General features: G+C 56.8%; 20 protein-coding genes and 1 pseudogene. 12 read left to right on the top strand and 9 right to left on the bottom strand.

Annotation, left to right across the window (positions count from 1 at the left end):
- Nucleotides 1-45: 45 nt before the first annotated feature.
- Nucleotides 46-306: a hypothetical protein gene (locus AC6I65_RS07960; RefSeq protein ID WP_497901389.1), complete on the bottom strand. Its 261-nt coding sequence runs from the start codon at nucleotides 304-306 to the stop codon at nucleotides 46-48.
- A gap of 146 nt (nucleotides 307-452) precedes the next feature.
- On the bottom strand, nucleotides 453-1097 hold the full coding sequence (locus tag AC6I65_RS07955; RefSeq protein ID WP_497901388.1) for a DUF2238 domain-containing protein: 645 nt from the start codon (nucleotides 1095-1097) through the stop codon (nucleotides 453-455).
- Nucleotides 1098-1244: 147 nt separating this feature from the next.
- Between AC6I65_RS07955 and AC6I65_RS07950 the strand changes: the two are divergent.
- Nucleotides 1245-2276, top strand: a pseudogene (locus AC6I65_RS07950) (DUF7972 family membrane protein).
- 74 nt (nucleotides 2277-2350) lie between these two features.
- Here AC6I65_RS07950 and AC6I65_RS07945 read toward each other — a convergent pair.
- Both AC6I65_RS07945 and AC6I65_RS07940 read right to left on the bottom strand, forming a co-directional pair.
- On the bottom strand, nucleotides 2351-2776 hold the full coding sequence (locus AC6I65_RS07945) for a universal stress protein (protein ID WP_497901387.1): 426 nt from the start codon (nucleotides 2774-2776) through the stop codon (nucleotides 2351-2353).
- Nucleotides 2777-2849: 73 nt separating this feature from the next.
- Nucleotides 2850-3920 carry a hemolysin family protein gene (locus AC6I65_RS07940; RefSeq protein ID WP_497901386.1) on the bottom strand — a complete coding sequence of 357 codons (1071 nt, stop codon included), beginning with the start codon at nucleotides 3918-3920 and terminating at the stop codon, nucleotides 2850-2852.
- Nucleotides 3921-4812: 892 nt separating this feature from the next.
- On the opposite strand from AC6I65_RS07940, the gene AC6I65_RS07935 reads away from it, so the two are divergent.
- On the top strand, nucleotides 4813-5085 hold the full coding sequence (locus AC6I65_RS07935; protein ID WP_497901385.1) for a HalOD1 output domain-containing protein: 273 nt from the start codon (nucleotides 4813-4815) through the stop codon (nucleotides 5083-5085).
- 278 nt (nucleotides 5086-5363) lie between these two features.
- The gene (locus tag AC6I65_RS07930; protein ID WP_497901384.1) at nucleotides 5364-6062 is read left to right on the top strand and encodes a hypothetical protein; all 699 of its coding nucleotides are present in this window, start codon (nucleotides 5364-5366) and stop codon (nucleotides 6060-6062) included.
- 132 nt (nucleotides 6063-6194) lie between these two features.
- On the opposite strand, the gene AC6I65_RS07925 is transcribed toward AC6I65_RS07930, so the two are convergent.
- The 3 genes from AC6I65_RS07925 to AC6I65_RS07915 all read right to left on the bottom strand — a co-directional run bounded on the left by AC6I65_RS07925 (nucleotide 6195) and on the right by AC6I65_RS07915 (nucleotide 9397).
- The gene (locus AC6I65_RS07925; RefSeq protein WP_497901383.1) at nucleotides 6195-6845 is read right to left on the bottom strand and encodes a helix-turn-helix domain-containing protein; all 651 of its coding nucleotides are present in this window, start codon (nucleotides 6843-6845) and stop codon (nucleotides 6195-6197) included.
- A 66-nt stretch (nucleotides 6846-6911) separates the two neighbouring features.
- Nucleotides 6912-8291 carry an RNA-guided endonuclease InsQ/TnpB family protein gene (locus tag AC6I65_RS07920; RefSeq protein WP_497901382.1) on the bottom strand — a complete coding sequence of 460 codons (1380 nt, stop codon included), beginning with the start codon at nucleotides 8289-8291 and terminating at the stop codon, nucleotides 6912-6914.
- A 257-nt stretch (nucleotides 8292-8548) separates the two neighbouring features.
- The gene (locus AC6I65_RS07915; protein ID WP_497901381.1) at nucleotides 8549-9397 is read right to left on the bottom strand and encodes an SAM-dependent methyltransferase; all 849 of its coding nucleotides are present in this window, start codon (nucleotides 9395-9397) and stop codon (nucleotides 8549-8551) included.
- A gap of 695 nt (nucleotides 9398-10092) precedes the next feature.
- On the opposite strand from AC6I65_RS07915, the gene AC6I65_RS07910 reads away from it, so the two are divergent.
- From AC6I65_RS07910 to AC6I65_RS07880, 7 genes are all read left to right on the top strand, one after another.
- Nucleotides 10093-10701: a DUF6230 family protein gene (locus AC6I65_RS07910; protein ID WP_497901380.1), complete on the top strand. Its 609-nt coding sequence runs from the start codon at nucleotides 10093-10095 to the stop codon at nucleotides 10699-10701.
- A gap of 6 nt (nucleotides 10702-10707) precedes the next feature.
- Complete coding sequence (locus AC6I65_RS07905) at nucleotides 10708-11226, top strand: DUF6114 domain-containing protein (RefSeq protein ID WP_497901379.1); 519 nt, start codon at nucleotides 10708-10710, stop codon at nucleotides 11224-11226.
- 40 nt (nucleotides 11227-11266) lie between these two features.
- Nucleotides 11267-12601, top strand: a complete 1335-nt coding sequence (locus AC6I65_RS07900; RefSeq protein ID WP_497901378.1) for a hypothetical protein — start codon at nucleotides 11267-11269, stop codon at nucleotides 12599-12601.
- A 50-nt stretch (nucleotides 12602-12651) separates the two neighbouring features.
- Nucleotides 12652-13113 (top strand): hypothetical protein, encoded by a 462-nt coding sequence (locus AC6I65_RS07895; protein ID WP_497901377.1) that lies wholly within the window; start codon nucleotides 12652-12654, stop codon nucleotides 13111-13113.
- 651 nt (nucleotides 13114-13764) lie between these two features.
- Nucleotides 13765-14397, top strand: a complete 633-nt coding sequence (locus tag AC6I65_RS07890; RefSeq protein WP_497901376.1) for a universal stress protein — start codon at nucleotides 13765-13767, stop codon at nucleotides 14395-14397.
- Between the two features lie 645 nt (nucleotides 14398-15042).
- A complete protein-coding gene (locus AC6I65_RS07885; protein ID WP_497901375.1) occupies nucleotides 15043-15990 on the top strand; it encodes a zinc-binding dehydrogenase in 948 nt (315 codons plus the stop codon).
- A 215-nt stretch (nucleotides 15991-16205) separates the two neighbouring features.
- Complete coding sequence (locus AC6I65_RS07880; RefSeq protein WP_497901374.1) at nucleotides 16206-17726, top strand: SagB/ThcOx family dehydrogenase; 1521 nt, start codon at nucleotides 16206-16208, stop codon at nucleotides 17724-17726.
- An 836-nt stretch (nucleotides 17727-18562) separates the two neighbouring features.
- On the opposite strand, the gene AC6I65_RS07875 is transcribed toward AC6I65_RS07880, so the two are convergent.
- Together AC6I65_RS07875 and AC6I65_RS07870 are read right to left on the bottom strand one after the other, a co-directional pair.
- Complete coding sequence (locus tag AC6I65_RS07875; protein WP_497901373.1) at nucleotides 18563-18685, bottom strand: hypothetical protein; 123 nt, start codon at nucleotides 18683-18685, stop codon at nucleotides 18563-18565.
- 302 nt (nucleotides 18686-18987) lie between these two features.
- Nucleotides 18988-19422: an ester cyclase gene (locus tag AC6I65_RS07870; RefSeq protein ID WP_497901372.1), complete on the bottom strand. Its 435-nt coding sequence runs from the start codon at nucleotides 19420-19422 to the stop codon at nucleotides 18988-18990.
- A 591-nt stretch (nucleotides 19423-20013) separates the two neighbouring features.
- Between AC6I65_RS07870 and AC6I65_RS07865 the strand changes: the two genes are divergently transcribed.
- Together AC6I65_RS07865 and AC6I65_RS07860 are read left to right on the top strand one after the other, a co-directional pair.
- Nucleotides 20014-20379: a DUF5805 domain-containing protein gene (locus tag AC6I65_RS07865; RefSeq protein WP_497901371.1), complete on the top strand. Its 366-nt coding sequence runs from the start codon at nucleotides 20014-20016 to the stop codon at nucleotides 20377-20379.
- 5 nt (nucleotides 20380-20384) lie between these two features.
- On the top strand, nucleotides 20385-21428 hold the full coding sequence (locus tag AC6I65_RS07860) for a tyrosine-type recombinase/integrase (protein WP_497901370.1): 1044 nt from the start codon (nucleotides 20385-20387) through the stop codon (nucleotides 21426-21428).
- Nucleotides 21429-21756 lie beyond the last annotated feature (328 nt).

Here is a 21756-nt window from a genome sequence, read left to right as displayed (position 1 = left end):
CGCGAGTCTCGCGGTCCTCCCGATGTGGCGATGGCAAGGGAATCTTTACGACTCGATCTTTTCGACGATATCTTGTGCCTGGTCTTTGGCCTTATCTTCTCCTACACTTTTTTTGATGAGAACGGACTCTACCTTCCAGTCGTCACTATCTTCTTTCTGTCCCATTCGTACTTCACTCCCCTCAGAGACCGATTGAGCGGGCTCTTCGGCCCAATCGGGTGTCCGAATTTCGTCGAATTGATCCGGATCTCTAAACCGGACGTGAATATAGTCGTCCTCCGTTTCTACCTTGTTTACTTCAACCATGCTTTTGGCTAGCATTCAGATGATTATAAGAGAGGTGGCAGTATTAGCAAGGTGTAGAGTTCCTCGCGGTGATTTTCACGATATTGACGAGCCCTCTGTTATCCATTTGACCCGAGTCACCGTTTCTCTCTTGTGGTCACATTTACTCATCGTTGGTCGCCCTCGTCCGAAATTGATGCAATGATATTGGAAAGCCTCTGTCGACCAAATACGACCACGAGACCCGCCCCTAATAGGTCGAAGATGATGTCTCCAATCGCGTCTAACCGTCCGTAGTGGACGAGTAGTGGTTCGAACCCTCGCTGATCGGCGATTGCATGGATGACGTATTCGAGTGCCTCCCAGAAAACTCCGAACCCGAGTGTCACCCCCGTAATTACCGCAGGTCTTGATTTCGGCGAGAATTTCCCTTGAGTATCCTCTTTGGCCTCCGCTCGAATCGCGACATCTGTGGCCCCTGCGACAACGACACCGGATAACGTATGAGCGAGGTGATCCCACCACCAAATCCGATCGTACGGCCCCAGCATCCCCAGCGTGTGGACCAACGCAGCTGCCGAGACCCACAGTCGTTGCCACGGGTGGAAACGGGCACCGTATCTGTTCTCTAGATATCTTGGCATCGCTGCAAACAGAAGCGAGACGATGCTGTTGACGATTACGCTCGGATCGCGCCGACGAACGCCTTCGACGAGCGAAGCGACGATAGCGAATTGAAGAGTGAGGTTCGCGGTCCGTTCAGTATCGTTCCCTCTCTGCGAGCGGAACCAGGCTGCGAAAGCAGTAATCATGCGGGGACCGATGTCTCCGTTTATTGCCGACTGGCTATAGATGCTTCGCGTTTTCATTCATTGAAACCAGGCATATGTTACGAAGAACGGTATCCAGGGTAGTGAACTAATCAGGTAGATCAGCATTCTAATTGTTTAATAGTCGTGATGACAACCCCCCACTCTGTTGGACTCGTCGGGTACTGTAACTGTGCCGGACACAATAGCTTACGCCATCCGGGTTCACCATGGTCTTTTTGCACTACTAGTGGTTCATGGGTTGGGGAAATGAGAGCACAATTCAAAAGATGGGTTCTCCTCTCCGGTCATCGCCATCTTGTCGCCATCGGGATGCTTTTTCTCATGCTAGGGGTAGTACTCGTTCCAAACCTTACTCGATTCAGTGTTCGAAATGTCACTCCATTGACGTATATGGCGAGTGCATTCGTAACGGGAAATATCACGCTCATTACTGTCGTAGTGGCAATCAACCAGGTAATTCTCTCGCAAGAACTGGAATCACCCGATTCGTTGAAAGAAGAAATCGAACGAACAGCGGAGTATCGGCAGGCAGCGCTCGACCAGCAGCCGATTCCAACCGACCCATCGGACTTTCTTCACCAACTCCTCCAACAGACCCGTCAGCACGCCCTCTCACTCGAAGCGGTCCTTCCCGGAACGCCCGACGAAGGGAGGGACGAGCTTGTAACAGATCTTCCAAAGCAGTGCGAACAGATTAGCGATCAGTTGGAACCGGCTTCTGATACCTTGTCAAACGTGATCGCTCCAATTCTCGGCGTCGACTTTGGAGACTTCATCCACCAGTGCCACCGGCTACAGGCGAGATACGGCGAAGAGAGCCGCGAACAGCTCCACACGATGCTTGACCAGGTCGCGTCGGACCTGGAGAACCTCAACGTTGCTCGTCAATACTTCACGACAATCTTTATGAAAGAAGAGCTTGCTAAACTATCGTGATCGCTCCTCTATATCAGCCTATTATCTGTCTCGGTCCCTCTCACGCTTCTCTTCCAACTTACCACCTATACAGGGTCTTCGCCCTCTATGCCGAGGGTGGTCATTCTGAGTGTCCTCACCGTCTTAATTGGACTTCTACCGCTTGCGATCTTGATAGCGTTCGTCCTTCGTATCGCAACGGTCGCTCAACAGATCGCAGCGATTACGCCGTTCACTTCTTAACAACACCCTGCTGGTCAAAGGCGGAGCCACGCTGAGGAAAATAGGAGCGTATCGATCGTTGAGAATATCGGTTATTAGGGACGTGCGATGAGGACAGACGTATCAACCGACCGGATGACACGATCCGTCGAACTTCCCAGCAGGTGGTCTTTGATTCCAGATCGGCCACTCGCTCCCATGACGATGAGATCGATCCCATTGTCGGTACTGTACTCGGCGATCACTTCGTGAGGGACGCCTTCGCGCACGACTTGTTCGGATGTCACATCACTATTGTCAGCCTTCGTTGATGCCGTCTCGAGGATTTCGTCTGCCTCTTGTTCAAGCGTCTCTGTGAGCTCTGGTGCAATACTCCCGGAGGCGGCCATTTCCGTCCCGGCGTCTATCACGTGTAGAAAGTGGACCGTCGCTGCATGGGGTTTAGCGACACTGACACCGTGATCTTCGGCAGCAGCACTCGACTCACTCCCGTCCGTCGGAACTAGAATCGTATCGTACATTGGTTCCAATCACAGTATCTATGGCCATAAAACTCGACCACAACAGAAGGCAATCTTCCCCCACGGCTCACTCTCACTCGTCGGTGGCTTCGAAGTGTTCTTGATCGAGCGGATCTTCGATGTCGCCCATAATCGCCTCTAACAGATCGGTCACGGTGACCAGCCCGACGACGTCCCCGTCTTCAATCACGAGGGCGAGTTCTTGACGTTCCGTTTGGAACTGATCGATCGCATCACTGACGTCCGCGTCGGGCGAGAGCGTCATTGGCGGCGCTGCTAATTCGGCGAAGTCAATGTCACCGTCGGCCACTTCCTCGCGATGTCTGAGAAGGACTGGAGTGTAGACGATGCCACGGAAATCGGTCAGGTCATCTCCGACGAGCGGATACCGGGTTTGCGGTCGGTCTTCCATCTTCTGCAGGTTCACTTCGGAATCGTCTTCGGTCGATACAGCGACGATCTCCTCGGACGGCACCATCACTTCACTGATGGATTGCTCGCCGATGTTGAATGCGTTCATCACTTCCTCGCGACGTTCGTCCGATAGATCGCCTTCTTCGAGGACTGACCCGAGTCGATTCCGAAGGTCGGCGCGAGACTCGATGACTTCCTGTTCAGTTTCACGCCACGCTCCAGTCATTTCGATACCGAACAGTCCGAGGGTCCGCTTCGCAATCCAGTCACCGAACCAGATCGCCGGCGCAAGCACCTTGGCGAACCAGTACAGCGGTCGCGCCCCGTAACGACAGACCTGCTTCGAACGTTCGACGCCGAGATACGTGGGCGTCTGTTCCCCGTGAGTGAGGTGGATGAGGTTAATTAGAAAAAATCCGAGTAACGAGCCAGCTCCGATCGAGGCGAGCACCGTATTGTCGAAGAGCGGCTCGAATAGCGCTGCCAACCCGGGCTCGGCAACGATCCCTAACGCGATACTGGTTCCGGAAATCCAGATCTGACACGTCGTCAGGTAGAATTCGAGATCGTCGGTCATTTCCCACGCGAGTCGGAGTGACGGGGTATCGAACTCTGCCTTGGGATACTGCCGGGCGCGGGTCAGACCGAACTCAATCGCGACGAAAAACGCGTTCAGCCCGATGAGGAGGATCCCCGCCACGATCCGTAGACTGATCTCGAATGGCTCCATCACCGAACAATAGCATGAGACGGTACAAATTAGTGTGGAAAGACGGGTCGTTTTTGCGACAGACACTTCCTAGCAGAAGAACTGGCGACGGGGAAGAGGGGTACCCGTCACCGATCCCACGGCAGGCGTGGCAGATGGGTATTGAGGGCCTCTGTCTGTCGCGCGAACGGATTGCGCGACGAATGATCATCTCGGCGCACCGGTTGTCAATCCTGCTCCGATTCCCAGTCACTCGTAATCATGCAACGATGTCAAAACATGGAGCCTGATGGATCCGACGGTATTTATAATATATTAGTTAAGGGAATTAAGAACCCGCACTATTATTGAAATCCTCTCGGGGCACATTTGGAACACTCAATGGTAACCATAGATGCGGGCCAATGATGTTCATCTGACTGTGGGGACGCAGATTGGTGGACCGTCTAAATACAGGGCGCTGGCCGTGTTTAGACGCTGAAATTCGAGGGTAAGAGGATCTACAGTTCGGATGTAGTCGCGTGGTAGTTAAAAATGGACCTATCAAACGGACGCTTTTCATCACGCGTTCGTCGGTACAGCCGTTCTATCGTGGCTATCGGACTATCATCGCCTCGATCAGTAGTCGAAATTCTGGACGATAATCGCATATGAAGGCAGATGATCCTATTCTGGTAGAACGCCTAGACGATGCTGAATATAAGGCGCGAATGGCATGAGATGAAGGGCGATCTACGAGAGCCGATATCCGCTCAGTACAGGCTGGGAATTTCCCAGTGGATTATAAAGACATTGTTGAACTCACATTTCAAATTGAAGTGCTACCTTTTGTAGATAGCCTGTTATGATTGTGTAGAAAGAGTAGATTGAGGATATTACCAACCGATACAGAAGTAATTTAAATTAAACAAACATGCTTATAGAATATCAAAATAACGTTGAAAATGAGGGAATTGTGGTCAATTATACAGAATATAAATCCGTTTCTTGTGCAGTTATAGATTCACTAGGAACAATAAAGGGAACAGAAGTAATGGAGCGAAAACCTCTGTTTAATTGGGTTGATCTTGAAGCAGTAGACCGACTCTTTGAGAAAAATACTAACGACGACCTAATTGTTGAACAAATGATTGATGGACACGCCGTAACTATTCAAGGAACTGGAGAATTAATTATTAAAAAATAGATTTAGCAAAGAGAATAAAGGAGCATTTCTTGAGAAGTCTGCAGGTCTACTGAACGGATGGTTTACTAATTCGACGTGAAACAAATAATATAGCTGTGCTGCATCCATCCTCTGTATGCAGCACGCAGTTCCTGACAGAATTTGAGCGGAAATCTCAGTCGCTGCTGATACAGGCGCAAATGTGGCTCGAGCGAAAGGCCGACTCTTGGTAGCACAAATCGTGCTTTGACTCTGGAGTAGCTATTTACGCTGTCGCTCATATTTGTAGATGAAACTGGATGAATCGTCGCGAGCTCCTTGTCGTGGGTAGTGCGGGTGTCATCGGGACGAGTGGCTGTATCGGTAATCTCGAGTTGCGGGATGAGAATAGTACCGAGGACGACGTTCCGGGATGTACGCAAAAAGCGGCGTGGACTACCGACATCACCACCGGGGCGGAGAATCCTCCTTCGAACTCGATTGCCGGCCGCCGCAACTGTGGGAACGCCGACCGTCCGGAACCTACCGGAGATGTATGTGAGACGTTCGAGGTAGAAGGTGAAGACGGCGAAACTAACGAATTTTACAGTGCCGGCGTCGAGTCGTACCTGGACCCACCATCGGACTTCGATTCAAGAACGCTCCAATCGTATGTGTCCGAGTACGAACTGGCCTACACGCAAAACTGGGCCGTATTGGAGCGCGGGAGAGAAAATGTCGTGGAGTTTTCGTTCACTTCCCACGACACTGCGACCATCGACGGAGACGACGAGATTACTATCATCTATATTGCGTTCGGATTTGCCTTCAGGAGAGAGTCCGGGTCTGGGACTGGCGGCTACTACGATGCTTTCGGTGAAGGTGCAATCTATGGGATAGACGAAACCGGAGTTGTACGTGCAGAGGCAGAATACTACCACGACCTCGAAAACCTTCCCGACGATTCAGAGGCACTCCCCGACCCGGTTGAAGACGGCGACCTCCTCCAGTGTTTTTGAGCAATACATCTCTCAATTTTGACCAAATCACAGCATGCAGTTCTATCAACTGTTGAGGGGTTCAACAGAACCCGATTGCACACCGCCGTTCGATACACCACTGTCTCCACGCACTCGGTCGAGTCGCCGACCTCAAGGAATGATCTGCGTGAGAATTTTCGCCTCGATCTTTCGGAGGTGGCCGCCGACCGTTCCGCCGGCACAGTCCAGTTCCTCCCCGATCGCCTCGTGAGTCGCGTTCCGCGGAACGTCGTAGTACCCCATGTCGACTGCAGTCTGAAGGATCTCCTGTTGTCGCTCCGTGAGCTGTGAGAATAGGCGATCGGTGTTCGGTTCGTAGGTGCCCGTCTTGAGGAGTTTGAGCCGGATCCCGTCGGGAATGTCCGGAAGGGCCTTCTGGAAGCTCCCCACGTCGCCGATCACCGTCACGCGAAGGCCTCCCCGCCGCGTGTACTCGAGCGGCGTATCGAAGATGAACTCGAACGTTCGAATCACGCTCAACAGTTGCACGAGTCGCTCGTCGGCGTCGACATGGATGTACGCGTGGATCTCGTCGCCGGCGCCCGAGAGCTGGTAGTTCAGGACCTTCGACGATTCGTCCAGAATCGACTCGAGGGCGTCCCGATCACCCGAGAGTTCGTAGAGGGTCACGATGGTATCGTCTGCGAGCAGGTTGACGTTGTGCAGGAGTTCTCGCGTGACGTCGGGGTGGTCGGCAATCCGTTGATCGACCGGATGTAACCCCTCGTCATCGGAGATAATGATGCATTTTGCGTATCTCATCTCACGATGGTCCCCTCACTGTGAGGGTACTTCTTGATAACGCTTCTCACCGTGAACTACCCCACCCTACTTAGCCGCCACAAGGGCGGCTTCGTTGAGGGTGGGGCTTCCCGTCTCTCGAACGGGACTTCCTGACTCGACGACGCGACTTGCACTTACTACAAGTGGTTCAAAGGAACCACTGTTCGCAAGCGCAGCGGTCGCAGTCTTCGCAGGCGTATCTTCGGCCAGTCCATTGCCTAGATTCTCCGCTTCGAAACACCCAAACGACTCGGTATCCGCCTCGGCCTCACCAGCGTTCACCAACTCCACACCCTCCTGTAGGATGTTCCAACTGGCGTTCTGGTCGCGGTCAACCTCCAACCCACACGTCGGGCACGAGTGTTCACGCACCCAGATGGGCTTCCACACGCTCGTATCACAGCCCGAACACTGAATCGTCGTACCCCGAGCGTCGACTGCGACGACGTGGGAACCGTGTTTGTTCGCCGCGTGAGTGAGCACGCGACGGAACTGCGCCCACGCCACGTCCTGTTTGTTCTTCGCGCTCTGGTCGCCTTCCAGCATCTCTTTCACGCTCAAATCCTCGACGAAAATCAGGTCGTACTCGGAGACGAGGATGAGAGCGAGTTTGCGCTGGTAGTCAAGCACTCGGCGTCGGATACGTCGCTTCACTCGGGCGACTTTGATGCGTTGCTGTTTGTAGTTGTTCGAACCTTCTTCCTTGCGGGCGAGCTTCCGTTGCTCGCGGGCTAATCGCTCGTAGTCCTTGTCGAGGTCGACGCGACCGTACGCGACTCCATCGCTCGTATAGGCGAACGACAAGACGCCGAGGTCGATACCCACCATGTCTTCGGAGTCGATGTCTTCGACGGCGGGTTTCTGGGGCATCTCCTCCCACGGTGTGGCGGTGCTGAGAGAGATGAACCAGTCGCCAGTGGGTTCTTGTTTGAGGCAGACTTCCTTGATGGCTACGTCTTCTGAGATTTCGCGGTGGTAGTTGATGGGGATTTCGCCGATTTTGCTTAACCAGACGCACGTTCGGCCACTCTTTTTTCTTCGGAGTTCGAAGCCGGATTGACTGTACGTCACGCTGTTAACTTCGTCGGGCGATTTCCAGTTCAACGTTCCAGTGTTGTAGCCCTTCGCGGTCAACTCGTCGATACTGGTTTGGTCTCGGTGGAGTTGAGTGATGGTGCGTTGGGCGGCTTTCGAGTGGACTTCCGTGTAGATTGGCCACTCCTGTTTCCACTGGGTGAGTCGCTTGTGTTGGGTGTACGCCGAGGGTTCGTTCCACGGGTCGGCTTGCCGCTTGTCATACAAGGCGTGGTTGCGGATTTGCCGGTGGATGTCGAAGTGTCGCCGAGCCTCTTGAGCCGTCGCCTCGTCAGGGTACGCAGCGTACCGGTATGACGTGGAGAACGGGTCGTTTGGCTCTTCGAACATGTTGTGAGTGAACCCTCGTGTTCCGTTTTTGACTATGGTATGTCTAGTCTTAAACGTTTGGAACGTGGGCGGCGATTCATCCCCGCCCTACTCGCTCACACCGTTCGCTCCTTGAGGACGGGGCATTCTCGCCTATTTACAGGTAATCGTCCGGTACCACGGTTGACGAACCGATCGCGGTAGAGGGGGAAAGGGGAACGATCACTGTGACCGTCGTCCGATCACTGCTGGTACTCCGTGCCACACGAATTACTGCGTCATACGGAGAGTTCGGCGGTGAAGTCGCCGTGAACGGCGATTCCGCTCTCGATAATCTCGCGCTGGTGGTAGAGCGTTATTCCCTGGTCGACCGAGGAGTCGTTTTTGATCCCGAGGGCCGAGGCAACCTTGAGAAGGGGCGTGACGCCGAGCGAGAGCCACCACTGGCGACGGGACGAGGGGATGATCCGGTCGTAGTGATCGTCGAACGTGACGTCCGTGAACCCCAGTTCCTCGAGTCGCTCTCGAAACTCGCTGATGTGAGCGAGTTCCGGAACGGCCCACCCGTCGAGAACCGTTCGTAATGTCTCCGCTTCGGGAGGTGTCAGTTCGGTTCGGCTCATGTATCCGTCGGCGATCATGAGCCGGCCGCCCGGTTTGAGGACGCGACGGATCTCCTCGAGAACGCGGTGTTTCCGCTCGGAGTGACACACCGTTTCGATCCCGGAGACGGCATCGAAGGTGTCGTCGGGGTACGGGATCTCGTGGTAGTCGCCGACGCTGAACGTAGCGCGCTCCGAGACGCCGCGTTCGCGCGCGTTTGCTCTGGCCTCCGAGACGTGGAGCGGGCTGAGGTCGATCCCGTGGACCTCGGCGCCATACTCGTCGGCGACGTGTACCGGGAACCCGCCGCGCCCGGTGCCGACGTCCAGAACCGTGTCTGTCTCGTCGACCTCGAGTTTGTCGGCGTAGACGTTGTTCGAGTTGGCCATGGCTTCCGAGTGGGTCGTGTGCTCGTCGTCGTAGAAGCCGTAGTGGAGGTTGACGTCGCTCCAGAAAAACCGGTACTCCCACGCGGTATCGTTGTAAAAGTCGACGATTTCGCCGTCGAACGAGTTCAGGTGCATGCTCTCACACGCACGGTTCGATCCGATAGTCGTTCTCCCGCGTTTGCGAGCGTATTTATATAGGATTAGTGTGGATTCTCATACTATTAAACATGGATGATTACTGGTGTGTTGAAATCAACGTTTGTCGGTGATTCTCGAGTTCCAGAGAGTCGATCTCTGGTTCAGGCTCGGATTCGTCTGCAGCGAGACAGCCCGCAGTCGTTCCACAGATCGTACAACAAACAGCCGCAACGAACCGACGACGTCCCATACGGACGACACGTGAAGAGCCGAGCAAAATTCTTCTGTACAATGTGTACGCTCGAACAACGATCACCTTCCAATCGTCCCGGATATTCTGCTATATTGGTGCTCAATGTCCAGCAGAATACATTCCCCAAACGACATTTGCGAATAAAATAGCCATCTGAGAGGCGTTGCCAATCCCTCTCTGCAAGGTGATCAGTTGGGTTCCGTATCTCGTATCAAACGGTGTCTGGTCGGCATCTATCGCATAAGAAAAAGTGAATGTTTTCGATCCGTATATAAAGATCCCGGGATACAAGGAGGAAAGGTCATATGTGATAGTGTGAAGCGTGCTCTTGTGTCATGATTGATGACGCAGTCCACCAACCGAGTCAGAACCGAGGTCGTACAGCCACACCTGCGGCAGTCGACGGGGGCAGGGAACGCGTTCAGTAACGAGGAAGACGATGTACAATAAAAAACGACTACTGACGGGAACCGGAGCATCGTTTTTCGTCGTCGCGCTGGTCGGTCTCATCGTACTTTCGTCGGGGACGGCCTACGCCGCACCGCTCGCCGGTGCCGGCGGATTTACCGTCGAAGCTGACGAGATCAGATCCGAGGAGTTCCTCCTCTATCCAGGCGCGGGCGAGAACGACGAGGGGACGACGCCGGTCGTCGTCGTCGAACAGCGGGGCGTGGAGATTGACGGGCTCGTGCTGACGAGAGAACAGCCGGTCGATGCGCTTCCCGGACTCGACGGTTCGATGATGATTGAGTTCACCACCGACGATACCGTCACGGCGAACGAACAGTATCTCAAGATGTCCGGACAGAGTGCGGAGTCGGCGACCTTCAACGGGCAGGTCATCAACGCCCAACAGAGCGACGATCCGAACCAGCAGTTCCAGCAGACCGCCGGCGACAACTCCAATCCCGAAGAGGGACTGCTAACCAACGTCGAAGGTGAAGGTCCCGGGATGGTCCAGGAAGACGCGGAAATCGACATGGTGTACCTGGCCTCCGATGAGATTACACTCCCCGGACTCGACGTGAACGTCTACTACGAGGGCTAAGCATCCATGACCACCGAAACCGACTCCAGGAGCCGACGCGAACGGTTCAACGAGTGGCGGATGCAGCGTCCGTTCCTGGGCGCGATCCTGCTGTGTCTGGCCGGCATCATCATCACCTGGGTTCCGATGCAGATCCTCCCCGACATCATCTTCATCGGCGGGGAAATGGCAGGCTTTCTCTCTATCGGCGCGATGTTCGGCGTGTTCGTCTTCGTGACGGGCGTGTTCGCGCTGTATCGACCCGGGAGCTCCGACGTCATCGGCGTCGTCGGGGTCGTCCTGTCGATCTTTTCGCTGTTCGGTGCGCTCGGCGGATTGCTCGTCGGAATGTTGCTCGGAATCCTCGGCGGAAACCTCTGTCTCGCGTGGCAACCCAGGGAAGAGGAGGAGGAAGCGTCGGGACCGAGCACCGTCGACAGAGCAGTCGGCCGACTGCGCAAGAGCACCCGCCGAGTCGTCAGCACGACGACCGCGCGACTGCGCAGTCATACCGACCTCCGCACCCAGCGAGGTGTCGACGAGTGAACCGATCTGCTCACGAACGACGGACGGGCTGGACCGACGTATGAGCCGAACGAGCACAGTCGTCATCGCAGCGCTGGTCGTCCTCGGCAGCATCGCTGCCGGAGTGGGGACGATGCCAGCACTCGCTCAAGCGTCCGAGCGCGACGTCGTCACCGTCGAGTTCGGGGCGATCGAGGGCGGCACCGTCTGTGCCCAGCAACTCACGTCAGATACCAACCAGTTGCTCGTCCAGGAGGCGAACTACGACAATATCACCATCTACCTCGACGACGACAGGCGAGTCGAACTCGAGCAGACCCAACCGGACGCCTCGTTGGTGTTGCACACCGACCGTCAGAACGAGGGACTCAACCGCCTTGCAGAGATGGGCGAGTGTTTCGACACCAACCAGACGAACGTCGTCGTCAACGCTGACGGCATCACGATGCACGGACTCTCGGTCAGCGGCTACCAGGTGGAAGTCGGCCCGAATAACGAGGTCCCCGGTGTTGGCGGCTTCGACGTCAATGAGGAAGATGGCAACGAGAGTACGAACGATAACATCACTGATGGAGCCAACGAGACCATCACGGATGTCGGTAACGTGACGGACAACGTCACGGAGCGCGTCACTGAGGAGCCAGCCGACGACGAATTAGTGAACGAAACTACCGATCACACCGAGGACACGGTCGACGACACCGTCGACAATACCGAAGACGTGGTCAACGACACCGTCGATCATACTGGGGACACTGTCAACGACACTATCGACAATACCGAGGACGTGGTCAACGATACCGTCGACCACACCGAAGACACAATCAACGAAACCACCGATCACACCGAAGAAACGGTCAACGACACCGTCGATCATCTCGAGGAAACAACTGAGGAGACCGTAGAGCATACGAAAGACACCGTCGACGAAACGACAAACCACACCGAGGAAACGGTCAATGACACTGTCGACCACACCGAGGACACCACCAGCGATCTGACCGAAACGGTGACCGAGGAACCAGAAAACACCGACGAGCAGGTAATCGAATCCACCGAGGAAACGGTTAATCACACCGAAGAGACGGTAAACGACACCACCAATCAGACCGAAGAGACGCTCGAGGAAACTGCAACCCATACCGAAGAAACTGTTGAAGAGACCACCAACCAGACCGAAGAAACCGTCGAGGAAACCGAAGATCATTTCGCGAAAACGACTGGCGAAACTATCAACCAGACTGAAACGACCCTCAACGAAACCGTCGAAAATACGACCGACGGGCTCGACGGGACTACGGAAACGTTGAACGTAACTGCTGACGACGACGGGACGAACGATACCGACGACAACGAGACGGACGATAGCGACGACATCGGTGACCTGGGCCTGTAGCACAACCTCGCACGATTGATACGAACTTTGTTCGACCAACCAGAGACGACATGCACGAATACGAGTCACACGATTTCACCGAGACCGGGTTCTCGAGCGAGGCGCTCGACAAGTGGATCATCATCGCGGCCGTCGTCGTCGGGGCCCTCGTCAACCTCAACGCGTTGATGGTGCCGCTGCTCGGCCGGATCGGCGGCGGGACTGTCGCCGGATTCGTCGCGGCGTACGCCGTCGGCCGAATTACATCGGGTCTCCTTCACGCGGTGCTCGCAAGCGCGATCGTGGGTGCCATCTCCGGGACGATTACGGGGTTGATGGGGGCGATGATGGGGCTATACAACGAACCACCGTTGCTAGTGCTCAGTTCGCTCGGTCCCATCAGCCCGATACTCACGGGCTTCGGACTGCCCAGTACCATACTGATCATCCTCGCGTTCTCGCTGCTGACTGCCGTCGACGGCGTCGTCGGCGGTATGATGGGAGGCGGGCTGCGGTCGCTGCTTCCCTGGTGACGAGTGAAGACCCCTTCTCGGCGTTCCCTCGACCCTTGTCTCGACGTCTCAGTTCGAACCGGTACCCGCAGAGAGCTCCTCGAACCCCGTCGCACCCACGGTCTCGCGTGCACCGTCGCTGCCGTCCGCGACGTCTGGGCGACCGGGGATCGGGGCCTCATCGACGAAACAGACATTCCAGGGGCGGTGGGTTCCGTTCGTCGACTCTCGGTAAAAGACCTGAACCGCCTATCACCCAACTATACCGTACCTCGAGTGCGTGATCCCGTCGAATGGACTTACCTAGAGGTCAACGTAACGCTGTTTTAAGTATGTCACACCCATCAGTTGGCGGTACACGGCCGATATTCACCCGATCCCGGGTGATCAGGAGGGCATCTGCTGGGGTTCTATCCGTCAGAGAGAATTACGCTCTCACGGCAAGAGTAAGGTTCGAATCCCTGACGGGCACTACAAGCGAACGAGTGTTCCTCGAGGCAGGTCTGGTCGATTCGACGCCGACGACCACCCACGAGTTCGACTCCGACGATCTCGAGGAAGCGTTCCGGCTGATGGAGAGAAGAAGACGGGATCATCGAACCGCTTCTCCACTTCGGCTAGGGTACAATAACGGCCCAAGAATATAATGAGGGAGGCCGGTGACGGTCGAATATGTACCAAACGATTCTGCTGCCGACCGACGGAAGCGACGCCGCAAACAGTGCCGTGGGACAGGCCTACGAGATAGCCGAGCGCTTCGGTGCGACCGTTCACGTGCTCTACGTCATCGACGCGGAGCAAAACTACTCGTTCGAAGTATCTGAGGAGGAACTGTCCGAAGCGTTTCGAGACGAGGGCGAGACCGTGACGGAGGAAGCGGCCCGCCGGGCGCCGGAGGGCGTCGACGTCGTCACGGCCATCGAGGAAGGGTCGCCACACCAGTGCATTCTCGAGTACGCCGACGAACACGGTGCGGACCTGATTGCGATGGGGACACACGATCGACGCGGTCTCGATCGGTTCCTGATCGGGAGCGTCACGGAGCGCGTCCTGCGTGGGGCGGACGCGTCGGTGCTGGTGACGCGAACGGCCGCGGAGGCCGGCGTCGAAACCGCCGAACGCGCGATCGAAATGGCTCGAGACGTGCTTGGCCAAGAGGGCTACGAGAACGCGACTGTACTCGAGGAACCGTACGAACAGGGCGGCTACTGGATCGTCCGGACGGAGGCAGATCACGAGCAGTTCAACGTGCACATCGAGCGCTCGAGCGGTGATGCCCGGGTTGCTCGGATCGAGAGGCGGTGACTGGTGACTGGTGACTGATGAGTGTGACTGACAACTGACGTGTGCCCCGTCGAACTCGGGTTGTTGAGACACGTCATTCTCCGTCCCGGAGAGCTGACTGAACGTGGCAGAAACCCGGTCACCTGCACTGAACGATGCTGGCGTTTTGATACAGACGACGTCGTCGACGAGCTTTCGCAGTCGCTCGGCAGTCGCCGGCGGCCCACTCACGCCAAAAATACGTGTGGCTGGAAGGCAGGACTCGAGGTCTCCGGTTGGATACGATAATCCCTCTGAACTGGCGACGGGGAGGAAGGTACCCGTCACCAATCCCAGGTCAGGGTCTACTAGGTGGGTACTGATCGGATCGATACTGTCGCGCACGGTAGATAGCGCGACAGGTTGTCGTGGTGGTGCGATTAGTATCAATTTCGTTGCGATTCCCACTCACTTGTAATCGTCCCAGGCGGTCAAAACGCAACGTTCGGTGATCCCCTCTAGCGGGGCTCAGTCTGGTTAGAGATGAGCGCCCACGCAGATAGAGATTGGAAGCGCAAACTGTCCGAACTGGTGGACTGCGACGATTGACTCGGTCCGCAGACGGGCGACGAGCAAGTGGTTCCAGCAGGGCCAACGTATACGGCACCGCTAATCGTACGGCCGCGCATGGAGGCGATGGTTATCACCGACTTCGGCGGGACCGAGGTGTTCGAACAACGTGAGGTCGATCGGCCGACTCCGAGGCCGACCGAGATCCTCGTTCGTGTCCGCGCTTCGTCGGTCAATCCCGTCGATTGCAAAATTCGGCAGGCGGGTTCTTGGGCCGGGATCTCTCCGCCGACCGTCATCGGATACGACGTCTCCGGCGTGGTCGAAACGGTCGGAGACGAAGTCACCGACTTCGAGGCGGGCGACGAGGTGTTCTACACGCCCGAAATCTTCGGCGAACAGGGCAGTTACGCCGAGTATCACGTCGCCGACGAGTCGATCGTCGCTCGAAAGCCCGAGTCGCTCTCCCACGAAGAGGCAGCGGCGCTCCCCCTCGCGGGCGGGACCGCGTGGGAGGCGATCGTCGAACGTGGCGACGTAACTGCCGGCGAGACGGTACTGATCCACGGCGCCGGCGGCGTAGGTTCCCACGCCGTGCAGATCGCCGACGCCGCTGGTGCACGGGTAGCTGCCAGGACGAGTCCCGCGACCGTCGAACAGACCGAAGACCTCGGCGCGACGCTCGCCATCGATTACAAGTCGGAGGACTTCGTCGACGTGATCGAGTCGTCGTTCGACGAACCGGTCGACTTGGTCTTCGACACCGTCGGTGGCGAGACGCTGGTCGAGAGCACCGACATCACGAAGCCCCACGGGCGGCTGGTCACGATCCTCGAGCCGGAAGGTGAGTGGGGCACCGCCTACCAGAAGAACCTGACCGTGGAGATGCTGTTCCTCGAGCGGGATCGACGTCCCCTCGACGGATTGCGCCGACTCGTCGAGCAGGGGCGACTCGAGCCTGTGATCGATTCGGTCTTGCCGCTGTCGGACGTGGCGAAGGCCCACGAGATGGTCGAGGAGGGCGGCCTCACCGGCAAGGTTGTGCTTTCCGTCGGTGGCGAATAACGCCGGGATCTCGATCCGTGTCGCAGACCAGTTTCGGGATTGATTGCCAAAGTACGACTGAAAGCCGCCGCTCTCGTCACTATTTCCGCATTCGCCATCGTTGCTTCCGCCACCTTCGTCCCTGGTCCGGTGCCAGATCGACGTAACAATAATTGGAAACTCCACGGCAGGAACGAACCCCGGATTGATTGGGACTGCCGTAGAAGGAAACCAGTATGGTCAGCGCCATCGAGTACCACGAGCGCACCAAACACTCCCCGCGGAGCGTTCGGGAGAGCAGCCACCGTCTCGATTTCGATAACAAACCTCGCCCCTTCAAGCACTACGAGGACCTCCCGCGCCGAGCGCTATCAGAGCGCGTTCGCGTGACCGGCATTCCTGCGCTGTCAGCGATCACGCCCACCCACGCCGATTTCTCGCACGAGCGAGCCGTCGACCTGGACGCGCTCACGGCGCTGTCGTACTTCTCGACCGGAATCACGAAGCAGGTCACCCGTCAGGGCCGCGAGCTACTCTTTCGTGCCGCGGCCTGCACCGGAGCGCTGTATCACGTCGACCTGTATGCGGTCTGTGGCGACCTCGCGGATCTGAAAGCCGGCGTCTACCACTTCGAGCCCCGATCGCTGTCGCTCGACGTGCTTCGCGAGGGGGACTACCGGGGCGTGCTCGCGGTCGCCAGCGATCACGACGGCGTCGCGACTGCGCCGGTCACGTTCGTCGCGACGTCGACCTGGTGGCGAAACGCCTGGAAGTACCGCGACCGGACGTACCGTCACGCGTTCTGGGATTCGGGAACGGTACTCGCAAACCTGCTGGCGACCGCGGAATCGCTTTCCCTCCCCGCGGAGGTCGTCCTCGGGTTTGCCGACGAGCCCGTCGTCGAACTGCTGGGTGTCGACCCACGACGGGAAGCGCCGCTCGAACTCGTCCCCGTCGGCGCCGGAAATCGTGCGCCCGACTCACCCCCCGTCGAACCAATCGATCCGGCGACTGCGGCGCTGTCGCCTGAAGAGAAGGAGTTCCCGCTCGTCCACGATGCCTGGCGGGCGAGTACGCTCGAGAGCGGAGACGCCGTCCGCGAGTGGCGCTCTACGGCACGAGAGCAGTCAGTCGGACAACGAGAGGGCGGTGATGGAGACCGGATCGAACTCGACCCGGTCGATTACGAGACGGAGTCGAAGCGGCCGCTACACGCGACGATCCGTCGCCGGGGCTCTTGTCGCGCCTACGAGCGCGAACCGGTGAGCTTTCGGAAATTTTCGACGGTGCTCGACCGGGCCACACGAGGCGTTCCGCTCGACGGTCGCGAATCCGACGCCTCGCCGCTCCAGTTCGTCGACGCGTACGTACTCGTCAACGGCGTCGACGACGTCCCACCCGGCGCATACCACTACCACCCCAAGGCGGGCGAACTCGAGCGGCTGATCGATGGCGAGTGTCGCGAGGAGGCGGCCCACCTCGCGCTCGATCAGCGCCTCGGCGGGGAAGCTGCGGCCTGCGTGTACTTCCTGACGGACCTCAAGGCGGTCGTCAATCGACTCGGGAACCGGGGGTACCGACTGGCACAGCTCGAGGCGGCGGTGACCGCCGGGCGTTGCTATCTGGCGACTTACGCACATCGCCATCTCGGCGGAACTGGGCTCACGTTCTACGACGATCGCGTGACGTCATTTCTGTCCCCGCGTGCCGACGGACAGACGCCTATGTTCCTCTACACGTTCGGCAAACCGGAGTAGAGACGTGGTTCGTGTGATTGCTTATATAGCATCTATTCGAATGTGCATCCATCGCTGAGCCGAATTGCGATTCGATTGTACCGACCTGCTCTCGCAACCACCGACCGTATTGATATAGCATTTAGTAGTTTATGGGTCGATTTCAACGACACCCGTGATTACTCGATGATTCGGGACGAGCGTACTCTCTCGTGTAGTCAACTACTCTATCCCCGACGGACGGAAGCGATGGCGTAGTCGAAGCAATTGAAGCGAGCCAGACACTGGTGAATCAGTTCGACTCGACTATTCATGCGTTGTTCGTCAACGAACCGTTCGTCGTTATTACGACGTGGCCTTCGAGGAAGCCGATTGCAAAGCCGAACGAGCATTGGATAGGGCGAGCGAGAAACGTAATCGGGATTGACGTCAAAAAACACCGCAGGACTGGGATTGCGTATTGAGTGATTCCTCGAGCCATCGATGAGTACGAAGGGGTCTCGTGCCAATGGGTACACACAGACGAACGAACTCGAGCACTTCTCCATCGCGAGCGTTACCGGTCGTGGAATTCGCCGGCTTCGGTACTCGTTCGTGTACAGTTTTCAATTCAGACTTCAGAAGACGGGACTCTCGATCAAGTGACGTTCACCTGGGAGCGGCTAATCGACGACGTATGTCGTGTGGCAGAGATGGGCGGAACTCAGTACAGAGCAACTCCAGGATCGGCTGCCTGGGTCGGTCAGCAACGACCTTAAGGGCACACTTGCCCAGAAAGAGGAACACCTCGTTCACGTGAGCCCCTGATGACGGCCAGGCGGAAAGAGTGTGCGTGCCCGCAGCTCGATCCTACCGAATCACCGACGCAGCGTTCTGATGATCAACTCGACGTACTCGATGAACGAGACGGTCGGCGTTCCGGGTAGATACATCGGAGGATCGGACTGATCGAGCGGGTCGTCGAATTTGGCCGAGTTCATACACCAGTTACGGGCCAGAGGCATTTATGTATTCGTAAATATAATACAGGAATTGAAAACTAATATTCGTGATTGTTGGGTGGTGGCGTGGTGGTGAGAATCACTGGTCGACAGTCGCGGCGATCTACTAACCAACTGTACAGAATACAGTCGAGAAAAACTGTGTACCGGGCTGAACGCAATTTCGTGTGAGCTCGAGATGAAGAAACCCGGCGGATCGATTAGATACGGCTGTATGTTGGCCTGAACACGGATCTACAACCAGAAAACTGAAAAAACAATGGGCGTCACGGTAGCCCGGATTATGCGGTTGGCAGTGTTGTGACCCCCAACTGTCGGAGTATCCCGAGTACGTCGGGCCTGACTCGACGCTCCGCTATCTTTCCGTCTTCGAGTCGCAAAAACGCCATTGCCTCGATCTCGAACGCGTTCCCGGTCGGTTCGTGTCCCATGAACACTCCCTCGTGTGTTCCCCGCTGTGTCATCCGGACGACGACCGTGTCTTTTTCCGCGACGGTCTCTTCCGGAGTGACGACGAAGTCGGGAAACGCCGTCCGTAGTTCCTTCGTGGTTTCCACGACAGCCTCTCGGCCCGTTGTTTCGCCCAATGGAGTGTAATCGACGATATCCGCGTCCAGAAACTCTCTGGCTGTGTCGTAGTTGCTCTCGTTAACGAACTCGTTCGCGAATCGACGAACGATCTCTTTGTTTGCCCTGGTTGTCGATGCTGATGCCATAGTCTCCCTCGCACGTCTGTACGCTCGACTCGGACCCTCGCGCTCCTCGATGCCCGATATCTAACGCAAGTGGACGTTACGCCGTGAACTGCGTTAACAATTTTCTCAGTGTTTCTGGAGTCTTCGGCCGAGGAGCCTTCTTCGAAAACAAATTCGATGCAAGCTGTTGGCCAATCGAATGGTCCTTGAGTGGCTCGTGTTGAATACCGACTCTGGACCTTGCACGCCGTTGTAGAGGAGAAGCAGAGGTGAACAAGGTATGTAAAAGACAATGCGCATACCAATTGCACGCCGTCTGGTCCTCTTTTGTGCACTCGAGGGCTCTAAGGTCAGTGGAACCAGGCGAAATCATTTCTCGGCGAATTAGCGATACTCGTGATGGGTACTCAACACTACCTCCTGAACTGGACGGCCGTCAGAACGACGCAAATTCACCCACTGAAAAATCATCTTACTCCACTAAACTGTCCAATAGGAACCAATCAGCACATACCTTGCCGGTATATTGGGTGGTTTTAGACGGATTAGGCGCATAAGCTGTCCTCAACCACCATCATTAAGTGACTGTCACGAGTCCTGGTCAGTGAGACGATGCAGAACAAGCGATCCCTCAATGTCGACGTCCCCGAGTACCAACTCGAGCTATACGACGAGGAGGCCGAACAGATGGGGTTCGGCTCTCGAGCGGCGTACATCCGTGCGATGATCAACGCTGGACGGCGGGATTTCGGCCTCGACCCCCAGGGTGCAGGGGACGAAGACACCACTCTAGACGATCTGATCGAACAGCGTATCCTCACCCACCTCGGCCAGACTGGTTCTCTCCCAACCGACGAAATCGTCGATGGACTGACCGGCGAGGTCGAGCAATCCACGACGGCCGCACTCGAGCGACTGAACGACGCCGGTGACATCGATTACTCCGTCCAGGATGGCGGGTTCGTCCTTAGCCGGTGACCGAGATGGCAGGAAGAGACCTCACGCGAGCATCGGCCGACGCTACGACGGACCCGATCGCGACGTTCGTCGAGGAGATGGAGCTGTACGGGCGGTCGGAAACGACGGTCAACGATTACGAGACGACGCTTCGGCAGTTCGACGACCACCTCGGGCAAGAAACGCTCGACAGCGCTGACCGCCTCGACTGCTTGCGATGGATCCAGGGATTGCGCGACGACGGCTACGCTCCCGGTTCGATCCGGACGAAGGCTGTCCACCTCAACCGATTTTACGGCTACATGGCCCAGGTCGGCACGTTCGACGCCAATCCCATGGTGGTCGTCATGGAAGAGATGAGCGAGAAGGGCGATTCTTCGCCGACGCGCCGCCAAGTAACCGTCCAACAGATGGGCGAGTTCGTCGATGACATCGAACATCCTCTCAGACGAGCGCTCGTAACGTTGCTGGTGAAGACCGGAATGCGGGCCGGTGAAGCGTGCAACCTCGACCTGCGTGACGTCCACCTCGACCACGCCGCCGTTCGAGACCATCGTTCGAAGCCGGTTCGAGCGGCGATCCGCGACCACCCGGATACGCTATTCGTGAGCAGCACCGTCGGCGTTGGAGACGTCGTGAACGACGAGAAGCGCGTCGACGGGAACAAACGCCACCGAGACACCCGAATCCCGATCGACGAGGAGTTGCGGGACGCACTCGTGCGGTGGTTGGCCGTCCGGCCCGACCCGATCTCGGACGCCGACCCGTTGTTCGTGAGCCTCTCGAGGGATTACGGCGAACGGTTGACGAGTGACGCCGTGCGATCTCACGTCCGTTCGGTAGCCGAAGGGTGGGGATGGTACGCTGAAGGTGCGGGGCCGGAAGAGAACGTCACGCCGCACTATTTCCGTCACTTCTTCACCACGGAAATGCGCAACCGTCTGGGGGATGCGTACGTCGTCAAGTACGTCAGAGGCGACGTTGGCGACGTGATGGACAGGTACACTCACAACTGGGAGGAACTTGTCGAGGCACCCTACCGAAACAATATCTTTCGTTTACAGGAATGACCGCCCAGGCCCAAATGAATCATATGTCGCTATATTGAATCTGCACTGTCGTTGTTGAATGCTAAAATACACGCTTGAGCTTCATCCGCACTCAATTGAGCGGCTACGCGTTCTCTGAGCAGTCGGAGATCGTGCCGATGAAGCGAGTTCAGTTACGTGATGAGTGTGTCTACAGCGGCTGGTGCTCTGTCGAGCCAGACGTAATGAGTCGAACTATACCCCGTGTCCGGTTCGTCTCATCGGTCAACGCTTGGCGGAGCACTCGTTAGGCAGGTCTGAGAGGCGAGCAGGTTGTAGAGTTGGTATTGCTATCTAGTCTTCAATTGAT

It is taken from the genome of Natronosalvus sp. KLKA75 (assembly GCF_059736265.1).
The sequence above is the reverse complement of the archived record's forward strand: the minus strand, read 5'-3'. Positions and strand labels throughout refer to the sequence as shown.

What these genes read in the sequence shown, in the direction of transcription:
- AC6I65_RS07960 (WP_497901389.1), bottom strand. Translation starts at nt 306, where the DNA reads ATGGTTGAAGTAAACAAGGTAGAAACGGAGGACGACTATATTCACGTC.
- AC6I65_RS07955 (WP_497901388.1), bottom strand. Translation starts at nt 1,097, where the DNA reads ATGATTACTGCTTTCGCAGCCTGGTTCCGCTCGCAGAGAGGGAACGAT.
- AC6I65_RS07945 (WP_497901387.1), bottom strand. Translation starts at nt 2,776, where the DNA reads ATGTACGATACGATTCTAGTTCCGACGGACGGGAGTGAGTCGAGTGCT.
- AC6I65_RS07940 (WP_497901386.1), bottom strand. Translation starts at nt 3,920, where the DNA reads ATGGAGCCATTCGAGATCAGTCTACGGATCGTGGCGGGGATCCTCCTC.
- AC6I65_RS07935 (WP_497901385.1), top strand. Translation starts at nt 4,813, where the DNA reads ATGCTTATAGAATATCAAAATAACGTTGAAAATGAGGGAATTGTGGTC.
- AC6I65_RS07930 (WP_497901384.1), top strand. Translation starts at nt 5,364, where the DNA reads ATGAATCGTCGCGAGCTCCTTGTCGTGGGTAGTGCGGGTGTCATCGGG.
- AC6I65_RS07925 (WP_497901383.1), bottom strand. Translation starts at nt 6,845, where the DNA reads ATGAGATACGCAAAATGCATCATTATCTCCGATGACGAGGGGTTACAT.
- AC6I65_RS07920 (WP_497901382.1), bottom strand. Translation starts at nt 8,291, where the DNA reads ATGTTCGAAGAGCCAAACGACCCGTTCTCCACGTCATACCGGTACGCT.
- AC6I65_RS07915 (WP_497901381.1), bottom strand. Translation starts at nt 9,397, where the DNA reads ATGCACCTGAACTCGTTCGACGGCGAAATCGTCGACTTTTACAACGAT.
- AC6I65_RS07910 (WP_497901380.1), top strand. Translation starts at nt 10,093, where the DNA reads ATGTACAATAAAAAACGACTACTGACGGGAACCGGAGCATCGTTTTTC.
- AC6I65_RS07905 (WP_497901379.1), top strand. Translation starts at nt 10,708, where the DNA reads ATGACCACCGAAACCGACTCCAGGAGCCGACGCGAACGGTTCAACGAG.
- AC6I65_RS07900 (WP_497901378.1), top strand. Translation starts at nt 11,267, where the DNA reads ATGAGCCGAACGAGCACAGTCGTCATCGCAGCGCTGGTCGTCCTCGGC.
- AC6I65_RS07895 (WP_497901377.1), top strand. Translation starts at nt 12,652, where the DNA reads ATGCACGAATACGAGTCACACGATTTCACCGAGACCGGGTTCTCGAGC.
- AC6I65_RS07890 (WP_497901376.1), top strand. Translation starts at nt 13,765, where the DNA reads ATGTACCAAACGATTCTGCTGCCGACCGACGGAAGCGACGCCGCAAAC.
- AC6I65_RS07885 (WP_497901375.1), top strand. Translation starts at nt 15,043, where the DNA reads ATGGAGGCGATGGTTATCACCGACTTCGGCGGGACCGAGGTGTTCGAA.
- AC6I65_RS07880 (WP_497901374.1), top strand. Translation starts at nt 16,206, where the DNA reads ATGGTCAGCGCCATCGAGTACCACGAGCGCACCAAACACTCCCCGCGG.
- AC6I65_RS07875 (WP_497901373.1), bottom strand. Translation starts at nt 18,685, where the DNA reads ATGAACTCGGCCAAATTCGACGACCCGCTCGATCAGTCCGATCCTCCG.
- AC6I65_RS07870 (WP_497901372.1), bottom strand. Translation starts at nt 19,422, where the DNA reads ATGGCATCAGCATCGACAACCAGGGCAAACAAAGAGATCGTTCGTCGA.
- AC6I65_RS07865 (WP_497901371.1), top strand. Translation starts at nt 20,014, where the DNA reads ATGCAGAACAAGCGATCCCTCAATGTCGACGTCCCCGAGTACCAACTC.
- AC6I65_RS07860 (WP_497901370.1), top strand. Translation starts at nt 20,385, where the DNA reads ATGGCAGGAAGAGACCTCACGCGAGCATCGGCCGACGCTACGACGGAC.